The sequence below is a fragment of the Actinoplanes sp. NPDC000266 genome (assembly GCF_042899005.1).
GTDB lineage: Bacteria > Actinomycetota > Actinomycetes > Mycobacteriales > Micromonosporaceae > Actinoplanes.
Window position 1 is genome coordinate 23650 of the sequence record NZ_JBIAZI010000002.1, and the last position, 15033, is coordinate 38682.

16 protein-coding genes are annotated in these 15033 nt (G+C 70.5%); 8 read left to right on the forward strand and 8 right to left on the reverse strand.

What is annotated here, in order from left to right:
* The first annotated feature begins 77 nt into the window (after positions 1-77).
* From ACFY36_RS06470 to ACFY36_RS06480, 3 genes are all read left to right on the forward strand, one after another.
* Positions 78-1397, forward strand: a complete 1320-nt coding sequence (locus ACFY36_RS06470; RefSeq protein WP_499744887.1) for a glycoside hydrolase family 10 protein — start codon at positions 78-80, stop codon at positions 1395-1397.
* Complete coding sequence (locus ACFY36_RS06475) at positions 1394-2725, forward strand: extracellular catalytic domain type 1 short-chain-length polyhydroxyalkanoate depolymerase (protein ID WP_499744888.1); 1332 nt, start codon at positions 1394-1396, stop codon at positions 2723-2725. The genes ACFY36_RS06470 and ACFY36_RS06475 overlap by 4 nt, the downstream gene beginning before the upstream one ends.
* Positions 2726-2922: 197 nt before the next feature.
* On the forward strand, positions 2923-4359 hold the full coding sequence (locus ACFY36_RS06480) for a helix-hairpin-helix domain-containing protein (protein ID WP_499744889.1): 1437 nt from the start codon (positions 2923-2925) through the stop codon (positions 4357-4359).
* Positions 4360-4401: 42 nt separating this feature from the next.
* Here ACFY36_RS06480 and ACFY36_RS06485 read toward each other — a convergent pair whose 3' ends face one another.
* From ACFY36_RS06485 to ACFY36_RS06500, 4 genes are all read right to left on the reverse strand, one after another.
* Positions 4402-5007: a hypothetical protein gene (locus ACFY36_RS06485; protein ID WP_499744890.1), complete on the reverse strand. Its 606-nt coding sequence runs from the start codon at positions 5005-5007 to the stop codon at positions 4402-4404.
* Between the two features lie 12 nt (positions 5008-5019).
* The gene (gene pstS, locus ACFY36_RS06490) at positions 5020-6069 is read right to left on the reverse strand and encodes a phosphate ABC transporter substrate-binding protein PstS (RefSeq protein ID WP_499744891.1); all 1050 of its coding nucleotides are present in this window, start codon (positions 6067-6069) and stop codon (positions 5020-5022) included.
* Positions 6070-6079: 10 nt separating this feature from the next.
* Positions 6080-7342: a GlnX family signal transduction membrane protein gene (locus tag ACFY36_RS06495; protein ID WP_499744892.1), complete on the reverse strand. Its 1263-nt coding sequence runs from the start codon at positions 7340-7342 to the stop codon at positions 6080-6082.
* Between the two features lie 87 nt (positions 7343-7429).
* A complete protein-coding gene (locus tag ACFY36_RS06500) occupies positions 7430-7753 on the reverse strand; it encodes a hypothetical protein (RefSeq protein WP_499744893.1) in 324 nt (107 codons plus the stop codon).
* 86 nt (positions 7754-7839) lie between these two features.
* On the opposite strand from ACFY36_RS06500, the gene ACFY36_RS06505 reads away from it, so the two are divergent.
* From ACFY36_RS06505 to ACFY36_RS06525, 5 genes are all read left to right on the forward strand, one after another.
* Positions 7840-8937 carry a phosphotransferase gene (locus tag ACFY36_RS06505; RefSeq protein ID WP_499744894.1) on the forward strand — a complete coding sequence of 366 codons (1098 nt, stop codon included), beginning with the start codon at positions 7840-7842 and terminating at the stop codon, positions 8935-8937.
* Between the two features lie 24 nt (positions 8938-8961).
* Positions 8962-10329 carry an MFS transporter gene (locus ACFY36_RS06510; RefSeq protein WP_499744895.1) on the forward strand — a complete coding sequence of 456 codons (1368 nt, stop codon included), beginning with the start codon at positions 8962-8964 and terminating at the stop codon, positions 10327-10329.
* Positions 10330-10345: 16 nt separating this feature from the next.
* Positions 10346-11323, forward strand: coding sequence for a dienelactone hydrolase family protein (locus ACFY36_RS06515; RefSeq protein ID WP_499744896.1), 978 nt, complete (start codon positions 10346-10348; stop codon positions 11321-11323).
* Positions 11320-12093, forward strand: coding sequence for a class I SAM-dependent methyltransferase (locus ACFY36_RS06520; protein ID WP_499744897.1), 774 nt, complete (start codon positions 11320-11322; stop codon positions 12091-12093). Before ACFY36_RS06515 ends, ACFY36_RS06520 begins: the two co-directional genes overlap by 4 nt.
* A gap of 136 nt (positions 12094-12229) precedes the next feature.
* Complete coding sequence (locus tag ACFY36_RS06525; protein WP_499744898.1) at positions 12230-12616, forward strand: nitroreductase/quinone reductase family protein; 387 nt, start codon at positions 12230-12232, stop codon at positions 12614-12616.
* Here the strand turns inward: ACFY36_RS06525 and ACFY36_RS06530 are convergent.
* The 4 genes from ACFY36_RS06530 to ACFY36_RS06545 are packed head-to-tail and all read right to left on the reverse strand — an operon-like array spanning position 12603 to position 14990.
* Positions 12603-13067: an SRPBCC family protein gene (locus ACFY36_RS06530; RefSeq protein ID WP_499744899.1), complete on the reverse strand. Its 465-nt coding sequence runs from the start codon at positions 13065-13067 to the stop codon at positions 12603-12605. The genes ACFY36_RS06525 and ACFY36_RS06530 overlap by 14 nt on opposite strands.
* On the reverse strand, positions 13064-13393 hold the full coding sequence (locus ACFY36_RS06535) for an ArsR/SmtB family transcription factor (RefSeq protein WP_499744900.1): 330 nt from the start codon (positions 13391-13393) through the stop codon (positions 13064-13066). The genes ACFY36_RS06530 and ACFY36_RS06535 overlap by 4 nt, the downstream gene beginning before the upstream one ends.
* An 8-nt stretch (positions 13394-13401) precedes the next feature.
* A complete protein-coding gene (locus tag ACFY36_RS06540) occupies positions 13402-13716 on the reverse strand; it encodes a hypothetical protein (RefSeq protein ID WP_499744901.1) in 315 nt (104 codons plus the stop codon).
* 20 nt (positions 13717-13736) lie between these two features.
* Entirely contained in the window at positions 13737-14990 is a 1254-nt protein-coding gene (locus tag ACFY36_RS06545; protein WP_499744902.1) for an erythromycin esterase family protein, read from the reverse strand.
* Between the last annotated feature and the right edge of the window lie 43 nt (positions 14991-15033).

Sequence of the window (15033 nt, forward strand, 5' to 3'; positions counted from 1 at the left end):
CCGGGTCACTGTATTCAGGTGCGGCACTGAGGTCGGGCAAGCCTCCGCCGCTTTATGCGTCCCCGAAAGGCTTCGGCATGAGATCCCGCTTCCTTGCCCTCGCTCTCGTCATCCCCGCCGCCGGCGTGTTCTTCGCCGGCTCCGCCGACGCGGCCACCACGCTCGGCGCCTCGGCCGCGGCCACCGGCCGTTACTTCGGCACGGCCGTCGCGGCGTACAAACTCAGCGACACCACGTACGCCAACATCCTCGCCACCGAGTTCAACTCGGTGACCCCCGAGAACGAGATGAAATGGGACGCCACCGAGCCGTCCCAGGGCACGTTCTCCTTCGGCTCGGCCGACCAGATCGTCAACCTCGCCAAGTCCCAGGGCAAGAAGGTACGCGGCCACGCGCTGGCCTGGCATTCGCAGCAGCCGTCCTGGGCGCAGAACCTCAGCGGCACCGCGCTGCGCAACGCCATGGTCAACCACGTCACCCAGGTCGCCACCCACTACAAGGGCCAGATCGACTCGTGGGACGTGGTGAACGAGGCCTTCGCCGACGGCGGCGGTGGCGGCCGGCGCGACTCCAACCTCCAGCGCACCGGCAACGACTGGATCGAGGTCGCGTTCCGCACGGCGCGGGCGGCCGATCCGGCGGCCAAGCTCTGCTACAACGACTACAACACCGACGGGCAGAACGCGAAGAGCAACGCGGTCTACGCGATGGTGCAGGACTTCAAGGCGCGCGGCGTGCCGATCGACTGCGTCGGCTTCCAGTCGCACTTCAACTCGGCGTCACCGCTGCCGTCGGACTATCAGGCCAACCTCCAGCGCTTCGCCAACCTGGGCGTCGACGTGCAGATCACCGAGCTCGACATCGAGGGTTCGGGCACGGCGCAGGCGTCGTCGTTCGCCGCGGCCACGCGGGCCTGCCTGGCCGTCACCCGCTGCAACGGGATCACCGTGTGGGGCATCCGTGACTCCGACTCGTGGCGGGCCAGCGGGACGCCGCTGCTGTTCGACGGCAGTGGCAACAAGAAGGCGGCCTACACAGCCGTCCTGGACGCGCTGAACGGCGGCACCACCACGCCTCCGACCACGCCTCCGCCCACAACCACCCCTCCGCCTTCGGGCGCCGGCTGCACGGCTTCCATCACGCTCAACCAGTGGAACGGGGGCTTCGTCGCCACCGTCCGCGTCACCGCCGGAAGTTCCGCGATCCGGGGATGGACGGCCACGGTGACCCTGCCGTCCGGCGCCGCCGTGACCAACACGTGGAACGCGTCGCGCAGCGGCTCGGCCTTCACGAACGTGTCCTACAACGGGTCGGTCACGGCCGGCGGCTCGACCGAGTTCGGCTTCCAGGGGACCGGCACGGGCCCGTCCGGAGCCACCTGCGCGGCCTCGTCATGATCAAGCGCCTTGTCGCCGCTCTCGTCACGGCCGGCCTGGCCGTCCTCGGACTGGCCGCGCCCGCGTCGGCGGCGTCACTTCAAGAGGTCACCGGCTTCGGGACCAACCCCACCAACCTCCGGATGCATCTGTACGTCCCGGACCGGCTCCCGGCGGCGCCGGCGCTGCTGGTGGCGGTGCACTACTGCACCGGGACCGGCCCGGCCTTCTACTCCGGCACGGAGTTCGCGTCGCTGGCCGACCAGTACGGCTTCATCGTGATCTATCCGTCGGCCACCCGCAGCGGACAGTGCTTCGACGTGTCCACTCAGGGCGCGCTGAGGCACGACGGGAACAGCGACCCGGTCGGCATCGTGTCCATGGTCCGCTACGTGCAGCAGCGGTACGGCACGGACACGGCCCGCACGTTCGTGACGGGAGCCTCGTCGGGCGGCATGATGACCAACGTGCTGCTCGGCGACTACCCGGACGTGTTCGCGGCCGGCGCGGCGTACATGGGTGTGCCGTTCGGCTGCTTCGCGACGACCGACGGGTCGCTCTGGAACACGGCCTGCGCCAACGGTCAGGTCTCGAAGACCCCACAGGCTTGGGGTGATCTCGTACGGGCGGCGTACCCCGGATACAGCGGCAAGCGCCCGCGCATGCAGGTGGTGCACGGCACGACCGACACGACGCTGCAGTATCCGAACTTCGGCGAGGCCATCAAGCAGTGGACCAATGTGCTCGGCGTCAGCCAGACGCCGGTCATGACCGACTCGCCGCAGCCGAACTGGACCCGCACCCGGTACGGCTCGTCGTCGGCCCAGGCCCCCGTCGAGGGGATCAGCGTGGCCGGGGTGGGGCACTCGCTCCCACTGAGCGGGATGGCCCGGATGGCCATCACATTCTTCGGCCTGGACGCCACTGTTCCGCCGACGACACCGCCACCCACCACGCCACCGCCGACCACTCCGCCGCCAACTACGCCACCGCCGACCACTCCGCCGCCGACCACTCCGCCGCCGGCCACGGGCGCCTGCCGCGTCTCGGCGACGGTGAACGCCTGGAACACCGGCCTGACCGCTCAGGTCACAATCGCCAACACGGGTACCGCGGCAATCAACGGCTGGAGCCTCGGTTTCGCCCTCCCGGCCGGTCAGAGCATCACGTCCGGCTGGAACGCCACCTATGGTCCGGCCTCGGGTCAGGTGACCGCCCGCAACGTCAGTTACAACGGGACTCTGGCCCCAGGGGCGTCAACCACCATAGGCTTCCAGGCCACACATACCGGGAACAGCGCCGCGCCGTCCGGCTTCACGCTGAACGGCACGACCTGCTCCTCAACCTGATCCCCCGAGATCAGGGAGGCGCCGCCGCGGGACCGTCCCCCGCGGCGGCGCCCTTGTAAATTCTCATCCATCAGTGACGAATCACTGACGGCCGGTGAGCGATGTCGCCCCGTCGGTACCACCCTCATGGTGCCCAAACAGCGAGATGTGCAAAGCTGCGCGCTAAATCTGCATTCCTCGTTGTCCGGAGGCCCTTGATGGCATTCTTCTACCTAATTGCCGGGGTCGTGATCGGCTTCGCCGCCGGCTGGCTCTTGCGCCCCACCCGCAAGTCCGAAAAGCCCACGGCCACGCCCGTCGCCGCCCAGCCCACCACCGCGCCGGCCGCCACCCTCACCCCGGCCACCGAGGACCACTCACCCACCACCGCGGAGTCCACCCCGGCCGCGTCCCCCAGCACGTCGGCCGACCCCGACCCGGTGGCCACCGAGCCCGTACCCGCCGAGCCCTTCACCGCCGCGGCACCCGCTTCTACCGCGACTGACGAGCCCGCCTCTTCCGCGCCTTCCGCAATTGACGAGCCCGCCTCTTCCGCGCCTTCCGCGATTGACGAGCCCGCTTCCTCTGCGCCTTCCGCGGCCGACGAGTCCGCTGCTTCCGCGCCTTCCGCAATTGACGAGCCCGCCTCTTCCGCGACTGACGAGCCCGTTTCCTCCGCGCCTTCCGCGATTGACGAGCCCGTCTCTCCGGTGTCCTCCGCCGACGACAAGCCCGCCGAGCCCGTTGCCGCTGAGCCGGTCGCGGCGGACGAGCCCGTGGCCGCCAAGCCGGAGGCCGCCACTCAGCTCGAGCCGACTGTCCCGGCGGTCGAGCCGAACCAGGCCGACGAGCCCAAGTCCGCGGTCGAGGCCGAGCCCGCCAAGACCGAGCCGGCCGCCGAGGACGAGCCGGCCGCGGAGGACAAGCCGAAGGCCGCCGAGCCCGAGACCAAGCCGACCACCCCGACCGCCGCGGTTTCGCCCGCGGAGCCGGACCAGGCCGAGAAGCTGGAGCCCGTCGCCGCTGCGGCCGAGCCCTCCGTCATCGCCGCGCCGATCACTTCGGAGCCAGCCGAGCCCTCTGTCATCGCCGCGCCGATCACTTCGGGGCCGGCCGAGGACACCAAGCCCGCAGGCCTCGAGCCCATCGGTGCCGAGCCCACCCGTGACGCCGAGCCGGCTGCCAAGCCGAAGCGGACGCGGACTCCTCGCCCGCGGCCTGTCGCCGAGCCTGTTGTCGCGGCCGGGACGCCCGTTGCGGTGTCCACTGTCGACACTGTGGCGTCCGTTCCCGGTGTGGCGGAGACCGAGCAGGTGGCCGCGGTTCCCGCGCCGGTTGCCGTGGCCGCCGCGGCCGAGCCCGCCGGTGAGACCGTTGCCGCTGTGCCGGGGATCGGCGAGACCGATGAGGTTGCCGCGGCGCCCGCTCCGGTGGCGGTTGCCGTTGCCGAGCCGGATGACCTGACCAGGATTCCCGGGGTCGGCCCGAAGATCGCGATCGCGCTGGCGGCGGGTGGCTTCACCACGTACCGGCAGATCGCCGACGCCGACGCCACCACCCTGCGGGCCGCCATCCTGGCCGGCGGGATGCGGTCGGCGCCCTCGGTGGCCACCTGGCCCGAGAAGGCCAAGCAGCTGATCGACACCGGTAACTGACCGGCACTGCTCCGATGCCCGGCGAGCGACGCTCGCCGGGCATCACTGTCTCAGGGCTCCGGCCCAGATGTCGCCGCCCTCGGCCCAGGTGGTCAGCCATTCACGGAGCGACGGGGTCACGTGGGCGACGCCGTCCTCGGGGTGCTGGCCTTCGTGCGGATCCCAGCCGTCGGCGTCGTACAGCAGAACCGGGGTTTCAGGACGGCAAAGGTCGGCGTACCAATACATGGTGCAGCCGCCGGGGGTGAGCTCGAACCAGCACTCGGGCAGGCCTCGCTCCCGGTCCCGCCGGCGCAGCGCGGGTACCTCGGCGATCCGGGCGAAGCCGCGGGCGCCGGGGCCGAAACCGCCGTCCGCGACCACGGTGTAGAGACGTCTCAACAGATCCGGCAACGGCCGTCCGGCCTGCTCCACGTCGGCCTCGGTGGCGGGTGGATGGAGCGGGCCGCGTGGGGCGTTCTGGTAGTACTCGAGCGCCTCGGCCGCGCCGGCCGGGTAGAGGACCGTGCCGTCGCTTCTGAATGTGTGGCCCTCGCGGGGGATCTCGCCGAAGTGGCGCGTCACCCAGTCGATCGGGACCGGCACGTCGTCGAAACGGCGGGCGGGATCGTAGGCCCGGGCGCGGAGCTTTTCGAGAAGCAGTTCCACGCGTCCAGGGTGTCAGAGGGCGCCGATGGCCGCGGTCACCCGGTCGCGCAGGGTGGTGGGGAGGGGCGCGTAGCCCAGGCGCGTCGCTGTTTCCTGGCCGGCGGCGCTGGCTGCGTACCCCAGGAAGCTCTTGACCAGATCGGGCGAACCCGAGCGGCACACGACCTCGTAGGTGACCAGGACCAACGGGTACGCCGCGGCGTCCTTCGTCGCGTAGTCGAGCTGGAGCTGGAGATCGCCCCCGGTGCCGGTGACCTTCGCGGCGGCGACCGTGCGGGCGGCGGCCTCGTCGGTCAGGGGGACGAACTCGCCGGCGGCGTTGCCTACGCGGGCAGTCGGGAGGTTGTGGAAGCGGGCGTACGAGGATTCGACGTAGCCGATCGCGCCGTCGGTGCTCTCGATGGCCGAGACCACGCGGTTGCTGCCGTGCTGGGCCGTGCCGCCGGGGGCCGGCCAGGACGAGCCGGACGGGAGGCCCCAGTCGGCCCTGGCGGTGGCGGCCAGGAACTTCGTGAAGTTGTCGGTCGTGCCCGAGCTGTCGGCGCGGTGGATCGTGCGGACCGGGGTCGAGGGCAGGATCAGGCCGGGATTGTCCTTCTTGACCCGGGCGTCGTCCCAGCGCTTGATCTTGCCGGTGAACAGGGCGGCGATCGTGCCGGGGGCCAGGCGCAGGTCGTCGACGCCGGCCACGGTGAAGGCGAGCGCGATCGGGCCGACCACCATGGGCAGGTGGATCGCCGGGCCCGAGGCGCAGCGGGCGGTCGCCTTGGCCACGTCGGCGGCGGCGATCGGCGAGTCCGAGCCGGCGAAGTCGCCGGTGCCGCCGTAGAAGGCGCGCAGGCCGGCCCCGGAGCCTGTGCTGGCGTACACCAGAGAAGCCTGGGGACAACTCACCTGGTAGTTCTTGATCCAGGCGCTGACGGCGGTGGCCTGCGCGGACGATCCCTGCGCGGTGATCGAACCCTCGGCGCAGGCGATCGGCGCCACGTCGTCGTAGGTGGTCGGCGCCTCGCAGGCGCCGACGGCCAGCAACAGCACCAGGCCCAGCGCGCGGAGTTTCACTGCCACTCCCTCATCGGTATTCGGCAAAACGCTTGCGGACGGAGAACGGCACCAGCAGGATCACCAGGCCGAGCGCGCCGGCCGGGATCCACGTCCAGCCGGTGAGCAGCTGCGACGTCGTCCGCATGGCCTCGTCGAAGGCGTCCTGCCGGTCGCCGGCGATCTCGGCCACCGCGGCGTCGTAGTACGAGAAGTCGAAGACGGCGTCGCCGCGGCGGATGCCGGTCAGATAGCCGATGGCCGACGCGTCACGGCCCTGGTCGGCGAGCGCCAGGATGCGGCCGTGCGCTTCCCGATAGGCACGCCATCGGGTCAAGACCTGATCGGTGTCGTACGGGCTGACGTCGCGCCCGGACGCAACGGACCGCAGCCCCGTGTCGCCGTCCAGGAAGGCCGCCTTACGGTCGAAGTCCTGCTTGTAGAAGGCCAGCTTGTCGCTGATCAGGTAGCGGCTGGTGTCGGCGGCGGCGTCGTAGCTGACGGCTCGCGCCGAGGAGAGCGCCAGGAAGGGGCGCAGGCTCTCGTCGCGGGCCGCGCCGAGCCGCTGCTCCTGCGCGACCAGCACGGCGAGCGCGGGGCCGACCAGGGCCACGGTCAGCAGGGTGGCGGCGATCAGGGACGGGTTGAGCAGGCGGCGGAACCGGCGGGCCAGCCACACCTGAAAGGCGAGGAGCAGGACCACGAGCGCGAGACCGAGAACCGTGGCCAGGGCCACGGCCCACTGCTGCGTGGTTCGCTTGGAGGCGTACGCCCGGTCAAGCCTCTCCTCGCTCAAGGTGCGGAGCCGCTCGGCCTCGGGGAGCAGGTCGAGGTGGAGCACGTTGGTGGCCTGCGTGTAGTAGCCGGCGGCGCCCGGACCGGCGGTGAGCGCCTGCCAGACGCGCTCGCGATAGGTGGACAGGCCGTCCATCAGATCGAGGACGCCGACCGAGGAGCCCATCAGCGTCTGCAGGTCGGCGTCGACCTGACGGCTGCGTTCCCGGTACGTGCCGAGCGCGTCGGTCTGGCTGTTGGCCAGCGAGTCCTTGCCGTTGCTGAGCACCAGCCGGGCGACCTGGGCGTCCATGTCGCTGAGCGCGAAGTAGAGATCGGCCGCGGTGGCGGCCTGCGGCGCGGCGTCGTCACCGATGATCCGGACCTGGTCCTGAACCCGCGACATAAGGACGCTGGTCGAGGCGAGCAGGGCGACCGCGGTCAGAACGGTGACCGTCACCCACAACCGCAGACGGGCCGGAGTTTCCGCCTTTCGGAGCCCTTCGAGAACTGCTGGCACAACGGTCACGGTAATGCACGGCGGCAATTCCCCCGGCGCCGGAAGATCGAATTCCTGCTGTTTACCCGGCGTCCATTTTCCGGAAAACTAAAAGGCCGGGGAACGTAACCGCTGCTGCGGAACTCCGGCCGCTTCGAGCCGTTTGGCGACATCGCGCCGCGGATTGTCGACGAAGACGGTGACCTGGTGATCGTCGCCGAGAGCACAGGCGGCGGCGACCGAGCCGACGTTGACCGGATCGAGCTCGGGAACATCGGCCAGGTCGACGATCAGGCGAAACGGACGTACCTTGCGAACGGTGTGCACAAGAACGCGCCGAAACTCGACGGTCTGGTCGTCACCCACCGCCCCGTGCGGGGCGATGACCACGCTGCCGTCGGCGCCGGTGCGCACCTCCACAGAACTCCGCATGAAAGGCACCCCTCGTTCAGCCGCACGCCCACAGTACGACGCGAATTCCGCCCTCGTCGACCACCGAAGGAGTTCCGAATCCCACAATGAATCCTTTCGAGGCCCCGTTGGCCGCGATATGCCGGAATTGGGGACTGAACCCTTCCGAGGCCGAACTGCTCCAGAATTCCACGCACGCGGTCATCCGCTTTCCCCGGGCCGGGGTGCTGATCCGCCTCGCCCGCGACATTCACGCGGACCGTCATCTCGTACGGGTCGCGGCGGCGCTCGCCGAGGCGGAGGTGCCCATCGCGAAGTTGTGGGCACCGGAACCGGAACAGGCGGAGGGCTGGTCGGCCACGGCGTGGCATCTGCTCCCGCCGCCGCCGGCTGAACGATTCCCCGCCGCCGACCTGGCCGAGCCGTTGCGAAGGCTCCACGGCTGCCGCCTGCCGCTCGACCTGCCGGCGTGGGACCTGCCGGGCATGATCCTGGGGGCTTTGGATCGCCCATTGCCGCCCGAGTGGGCCCCGGCGGAAGTAGGTATGTCCTCCGACGAGCTGCGGACTCGCCTAAAAGCACTATGCCACGAAATTTCAGGCGATTTGAGGGCGGCACTGGGCGCGGGCGCGGAAGGGGGCGGCGCGGGCGCGGGAGTGGGCGGCGCGGGCGCGGGCGGCGCGGGCACGGGAGTGGGCAGCGCGGGCAACGCGGGCACGGGCAGCGCGGGCAACGCGGGCACGGGCAGCGCGGGCGCGGGGGCGGGCAGCGCGGGCAGCGCGGGTGCAGGCGGCACGGGCGATGGAGTGGGCAGGGCGGGCGCGGGCGGCGGGGGGCTTGGGCTGGGGACGGTGCATGGGGATGCTCATACCGGGAATCTGCTTTGGGATCCGGGGCGCGGGGCGGTGCTCTGCGATCTCGACACGGTTGCCTGGGGGCCGCTTGAGGTTGATCTCGTGCCGGCGGCTCATGGGGTGGAGCGGTTTCGGCGTGATGCTCGAGACTATGAGCGGCTTGTGGAAGGGTACGGGTTCGATGTTCGTGAGTCGCCGGTCTGGGGTGTTCTGCGGCGGCTCCGGGATCTGCAACTGGCCGTCTACATGTTGCCGCGACCGCCGGCCGGGGAGGAACTCGGGCGGCGTGTGCGTGCGGTTCTCGATGGGGACCACGATGCGGTCTGGGGGCGCTTCGGCGGGTACGCCTGAGGGCGTACGCGTATAAACGATCTTGTGCCGCGCCGTTATCTGATTCTTGCCATCTGCTGCAGCAGCCTGTTCATCGTCGGCATGGACAACACGATCGTGAACATCGCGCTGCCCTCGTTGCAGGATGATCTGGGCGCGTCGCTGTCCGGGCTGCAGTGGACCATCGACGCGTACACGCTGGTGCTGGCCAGTCTGCTCGTGCTCGCCGGATCGACCGCCGACCGGATCGGGCGGCGAAAGGTCTTCCAGACGGGGCTGGCCCTGTTCACGGCCGGTTCGCTGCTGTGCAGCATTGCCCCCAGCCTCGGGTGGCTGATCGCGTTCCGGATGGTGCAGGCGGTCGGCGGATCCATGCTCAACCCGGTCGCCATGTCGATCATCACGAACACGTTCACCGACGCCAAGGAGCGGGCGCGCGCCATCGGCGTGTGGGGCGCCGTCGTCGGGGTCAGCCTCGCCATCGGGCCGGTGCTCGGCGGCTTCCTGGTGCACGCGCTCGACTGGCGGGCGATCTTCTGGGTCAACGTGCCGGTCGGCGTGGCCGCCTTCCTGCTCGCCTGGCGCTTCGTGCCCGAGTCACGGGCGCCGCACCCGCGCCGGCTCGACCCGGTCGGTCAGATCATCGTGCTGGTCCTCCTCGCCTCGGTCACCTACGGGATCATCGAGGGCCCCGGCTCCGGCTTCACCTCGCCCGAGATCCTCGGCTGCTTCCTGCTGGGCGCGGCCGCCCTGGCCGCGCTGCTCATCTACGAACCGCGGCGCGCGGAACCGCTGATCGAGCTGAAATTCTTCAAGAGCGTCCCGTTCAGCGGCGCGACGCTGATCGCGGTGTCGGCGTTCGGCTCGCTGGCCGGTTTCCTCTTCCTGAACACGCTCTACCTCCAGGACACCCGAGGCCTCTCGGCCCTGCACGCCGGCCTCTACACGCTGCCGTTCGCCGCGATGACTGTCGTCTTCTCCCCTCTGTCGGGCCGGATCGTCGGCTCGCGCGGCACCCGCCTGCCCCTGACGCTGGCCGGCGTCGCCTTCATCCTCGGCATCCTGCCGCTGACCCAGCTGACCGCGGACACCCCGGTCTGGCTGCTCTTCGCCTGCTACCTCGTCTTCGGTTTCGGCTTCGCCATGGTCAACTCCCCGATCACCCAGACCGCGGTCTCCGGCATGCCCCGCGAACAGGCGGGCGTGGCCGCCGCCATCGCGTCGACCAGCCGCCAGGTGGGCACCTCGCTGGGCGTGGCCGTGATCGGCGCGGTGGTGGCCGGTGGCTCCGCGAACTTCGCCGAGGCCAGCCACGCCGGCTGGTGGATCATCGTGGGCCTGGGCGTGGCCGTGCTCGTGCTGGCCCTGGTCACCACGGGTCGCTGGGCCCGCTCCACCACTCCCGCCGGCTGACCCGGACAATTCAGCGATGCGGCTCGCGCGAGTGCTGGTGGCGGTCACGCTTGTCGTGGCCGGCCTGGTCGCGTACGCCATCAAGCAGGCCCGGACCCCGGTCAGCCTCCGCCCCGACGGGGTTTACGCGGTCGGCCGGACGACCGGCCTGTGGGTGGACCGGTCGCGCACCGATCAGTTCGCGCCGCTCGGCGGCACACCGCGGCTGCTCGCGGTCTGGACCTGGTATCCGGCGACGCCCGCGCCGGGGCCGGAGTCGGCCTATGCGCCGCCCGGGTGGGAGGGGCTGCACCGCTACGGGCCGGCGGCGACGAGCTTCGACAGCATTCGGACGGGTACGCGGGACGAAGTGGCATTTGCGGCTGGCCCCTTTCCGGTCGTAGTGCTGCTGCCCGACCAAGGCGCGGCGGCGCCTCAATACACGGCCCTGGCCTCTCGCATCGCAGCTCAGGGCTACCTGGTGGTCGGAGTGACGCCAACCTACAGCGCGGGTCTGACAGTTTTGGACGGCCGGCCGGTGCGGGCCAGCGCCGCCGGGCGGGACCCCACGCGGCGTACACAATTGGTCTCGGTGTTGGCGGCGGACGCGCGGTTCGCCGCCGCTCGCGCGGTCACCCAGTACGGCCGCCACGCGGATCCGGCGAAGGTCGTCTACGTGGGCCACGGGTTGGGCGGCACCGCCGCGGCCGAGGCATGCCAAGCTGACGACCGGTGCGACGGCGCCGCCGCCCTGGGCGAAGAAGGCGGCCTGGTTCTCGGCGATCGGGCCTTCACCGTCGAGGGCGCCGAGCGGCTCACCTTCACCGACGCGGCGCTCTACCGCCTCGCTCCCCCGGTGCGCTGGGCGCTGCCCCTGGGCCGCATCGACGGGCGCCGGGCCCTGGAGATCACTTCGGCTTATCTGAGCGCGTACCTCGGCGCCGCCACCCGTGGACGGGCCTGGGCGGCGCCGTCCTATCCGGAGGTGCGCCCGGCTGCCATGCTGGGCCAATGAACATCATCGACGTGTTCGACCGCGTCTCCGGCGAGTACGACAGCGTCGGCGTCGACTTCTTCAAGCCGATGGCCGAAGCGGTCGTACGGGCGGTGGCCCCGCGGCCCGGCGATCGCGTCCTCGATGTCGGCTGCGGCCGTGGCGCCGCGCTTCTGCCCGCCGCTCGTCTCGTCGGGCCGGCCGGTCATGTCACCGGCATCGACCTGGCGCCCGGCATGGTCTCGCGCACCGCCGCCGCCACCGCTTCCCTGCGCAATGTCACCGTCCGGCTCGGCGACGCCCAGCAGCCCGATTTCCCGGACCGGTCCTTCGACGTCGTCACCGCCGCGATGGTGCTCTTCTTCCTGCCCGATCCGCCGGCCGCGCTCGGCGCCTATCACCGTTTCCTGAAACCGGGCGGCCGCCTGGCCTTCAGCTCTTTCGCCGCCCCCGATCCCCGCCACCGCAAGGTCATGCGCATTCTTTCCCGCCTCGGTGACGATCCGCCGCCGGACCACGTTCACCACGCCATGTTCGGCTCGGTGGAATCCTTGCGCTCGGCCATGGCGGAGGCCGGTTTCTCCCGTACGAAGGTGAGCGAACTCGATTTCCGGAGCCACTTCCGCGACGCCGAGCAACTGATCGGCTGGATCGGCTCGCACGCCGGGCGGCGCCTGCTCGATTCCGTGCCACCGGAACGTCGCTCCGAGGCCACCGCCGCGGTGGCCGGCTACCTCGATTGGCCGACCACCTTCACCACGAGAATCAGGGTGGTGACCGGCGGTGTGTAGCCGCTAGGGTGTCTTCCGTGACTGCCGGGTCGGCCTTGGGCCATGACTTAGTGGGGCACCCGGCCGAGGATTGATCCGGGGCCCGCCTTCTGTTTCGGCGACGAAGCGTCCGTTGAAGCCGAACAGAAAGCGACCTATGCCCAACCCGTACAACCAACAGATCATCGACGAGTTCCGCGCCGAAAAGGGCCATAGCGGACTCATCCTGCTCACCACCCGTGGCGCCCGCTCCGGTGCTCCTCATACGACGCCGCTGGGCTTCCGGGCGTACCGAAGCGGAATTGTGGTTATCGCCTCCGCCGCCGGAGCGCCGAAGAACCCCGACTGGTTCCACAATGTCCTGGCCGATCCGCGGGTCACCGTCGAGGACGGCGCCCGCACCTACGAGGCCGTGGCGACGCCGCTGGCCGGGGCGGAACGCGACCGCGTCTTCGCCGAGGCGGCCGCGGACGATCCGGGCTGGGCCGGCTATCAGGCCAAGACCACCCGGATCATCCCGGTGGTCGCGCTCACCCCTGCTTGATCTTCTCGAGGTAGGCGTCGAGGGCCCGGTAGGACTCCTCGGCGCCACCCTCCATGCCGCTCTGCAGCATGCCGTCGCGGTCCTGCTGGTCGCTGAACGTGCTGGTGCAGGTGACCGTGGTGACGCCGCCGGACTCGGTGAACTCGAACTTCTCGACGGCGATGTGGCCGGCCATCGGCTCGTACTCGAACGTCCAGGTGAAGCCCTGGGGCGGGTCGATCTCGCGGACCTCACCGCGGAACGCGTGCTCCGTGCCGTCGGCGTGCTCGACGAAGCGCCACTTGCCGCCGACCGTGAAGTCGATGTCGACGTCGAGCGGGTTGCCCCGGCCCCACCAGTGCCGCAGGTGCTCGGCCTGGGTGTGCGCGGCGAAGACGAGGTCGCGGGGAGCGCTGAAGGCCCGGGACATGACGATCGTGGTGTCGGTGGGGGTCTGGACGGTGATGCTCATGATTCCTCCTGTAGCCGTTCCAGGTAGGTGTCGAGGGCGTCGTAGCGCTGCTCCCAGAGCCGCCTGTACTGCTCGGCCCACTCGGCGACGGCCCGCAGCGGCGCCGGCACGATGCTGCACCGCCGCCACTGGGCCTCGCGGGTGCGCGTGATCAGACCCGCCGCCTCCAGCACGTTCAGATGCTTGGAGATCGCCTGCGGGCTGATCGTGAACCCGGCGGCGACCTCGCCGGCCGTGGCGTCACCGGTCGCCAGCCGGGCCAGGATCGCCCGTCGCGTCGGGTCGGCCAGCGCGGCGAAGACGCCGTCGATCGGATCCGCGGTCATGATCAGCTCTACCCATCCTCTAAACCTGTCGGTTTATCAACCGATGGGTTTAGAGTACGCCCGAGGGCCGCGCCGTCAAGGCCCAGCGCTGAAGAATCAAGTCCGTGGCCCCTTGAGGCAGGACGCGGAACCGAGAAGAAGACCCGGCGCTCGACCTCGGCCCCCGGGTCGAGGCGCCACTCCGGGTTGAGCTGAGGATCGGTGCTGCCGTACGGGCCGCCCGACAACGACAGCATCTGATCGGCCGGGTAGCCCGTGCCGCCCGCGTCGAACACCTGCGCGTCCGCATCGAGGCGGATGCCCATCCGCGCATCGGCCGCCAAGGCACGGAACTGAGGGAAGATCAGACGCCGCTGGGGTACGTCTCCGGCTCTCGGGCGTCGATGTGGAACGGGTGCAGAGGACGTACGGCCGAGGTCTCGTCGAACCAGAGGAACGCGTCGTAGCGGTCGCCCAGCACGGACGGGACGTAGTTGGCCCAGTTGTCGCGCTCCGGGCGGTAGACGACGCCGATCGCCCGGTGGGACAGCGGATCGACCAGCACGTCGGGGCGGTCGGCGATCGGCGGGAAGACGAACAGCGACCGTGCCGGCGCCTCCGCGTGCAGGATCTCCTCCAGCGAATCGGCGCGGGCCGGCGGGACCGGCATGACCTCCATCGGCGAGCCCCAATCGCGGCCGGCGATCACCGTGCCCCGGTAGCTGCCGAAGCCGATGAGGGCGACCCGGTCCGCGCCGAAACGCTCGCGGGCCAGCGAGCCGATGGTCACCTCGCCGTGCGCCGCCTGGTCGGTGGCGTTGGCGTCGCCGACGTGGGTGTTGTGCGCCCAGACGATCGCCTTGGCGTCGTCGCCGTAGTGGTCGAGCAGCCGGGCCATCGTCGCGTCCATGTGGCGATCGCGGATGTTCCACGAGCTCGGGCCGCCGGCGATCATCGACCGGTAGTAGTGCTCGGCGCCGGCCACCACCTCGGCGTTCTGCCATACGGCCAGATCCCGGCCGCGCAGGTCGATCAGCATTCGTACGACGTCGTCCTCGCAGCACGCCTTCACGAAGCGTGTCGCCCAGGCATAGGCGTGCGGATCCTCGGCGTACGGCTCGAAGCATCGATAGGCGGCCAGAGCCGCCGGCACCTGGGACGGATCATGCTCACGCAGCCAGGTCAGGATCTCGCGCATCGACTCCCACAGCGAATAGACGTCGAGACCATGGAAGCCGACGCCACGGCCGTTGTTCATGTTGAAGCCGCGCAGCCAGAGGGCGAAGTCGACCACCTCCTCGTTCGCCCACATCCAGGTCGGCCATCGCTCGTAGCCCAGAAGCGCCTCCTCGGGCCGGGCGCTGCCGCCGCGCACGGTCGCGCCGACCCGCTCGCAGTCGGGCCAGTCCCCTTCGACGGCCACGAACGAGAAGCCGCGCTCCACGATCAGCCGCCGGGTGAGCGCCGCCCGCCATTCGTAGTACTCGTGCGTGCCGTGGCTGGCCTCGCCGATCATCACGACCTTGGCCGAGCCGACCCGATCGACCAGGATGTCCAGATCACCCTCGTCGACCAGGGGCCGGGCGATCGCCGCCACCTCGTCTCCGTACCGGTGCATGCCTTTGGAGATACCCTCGGCGTTTCGCCCCATACGTCCGACA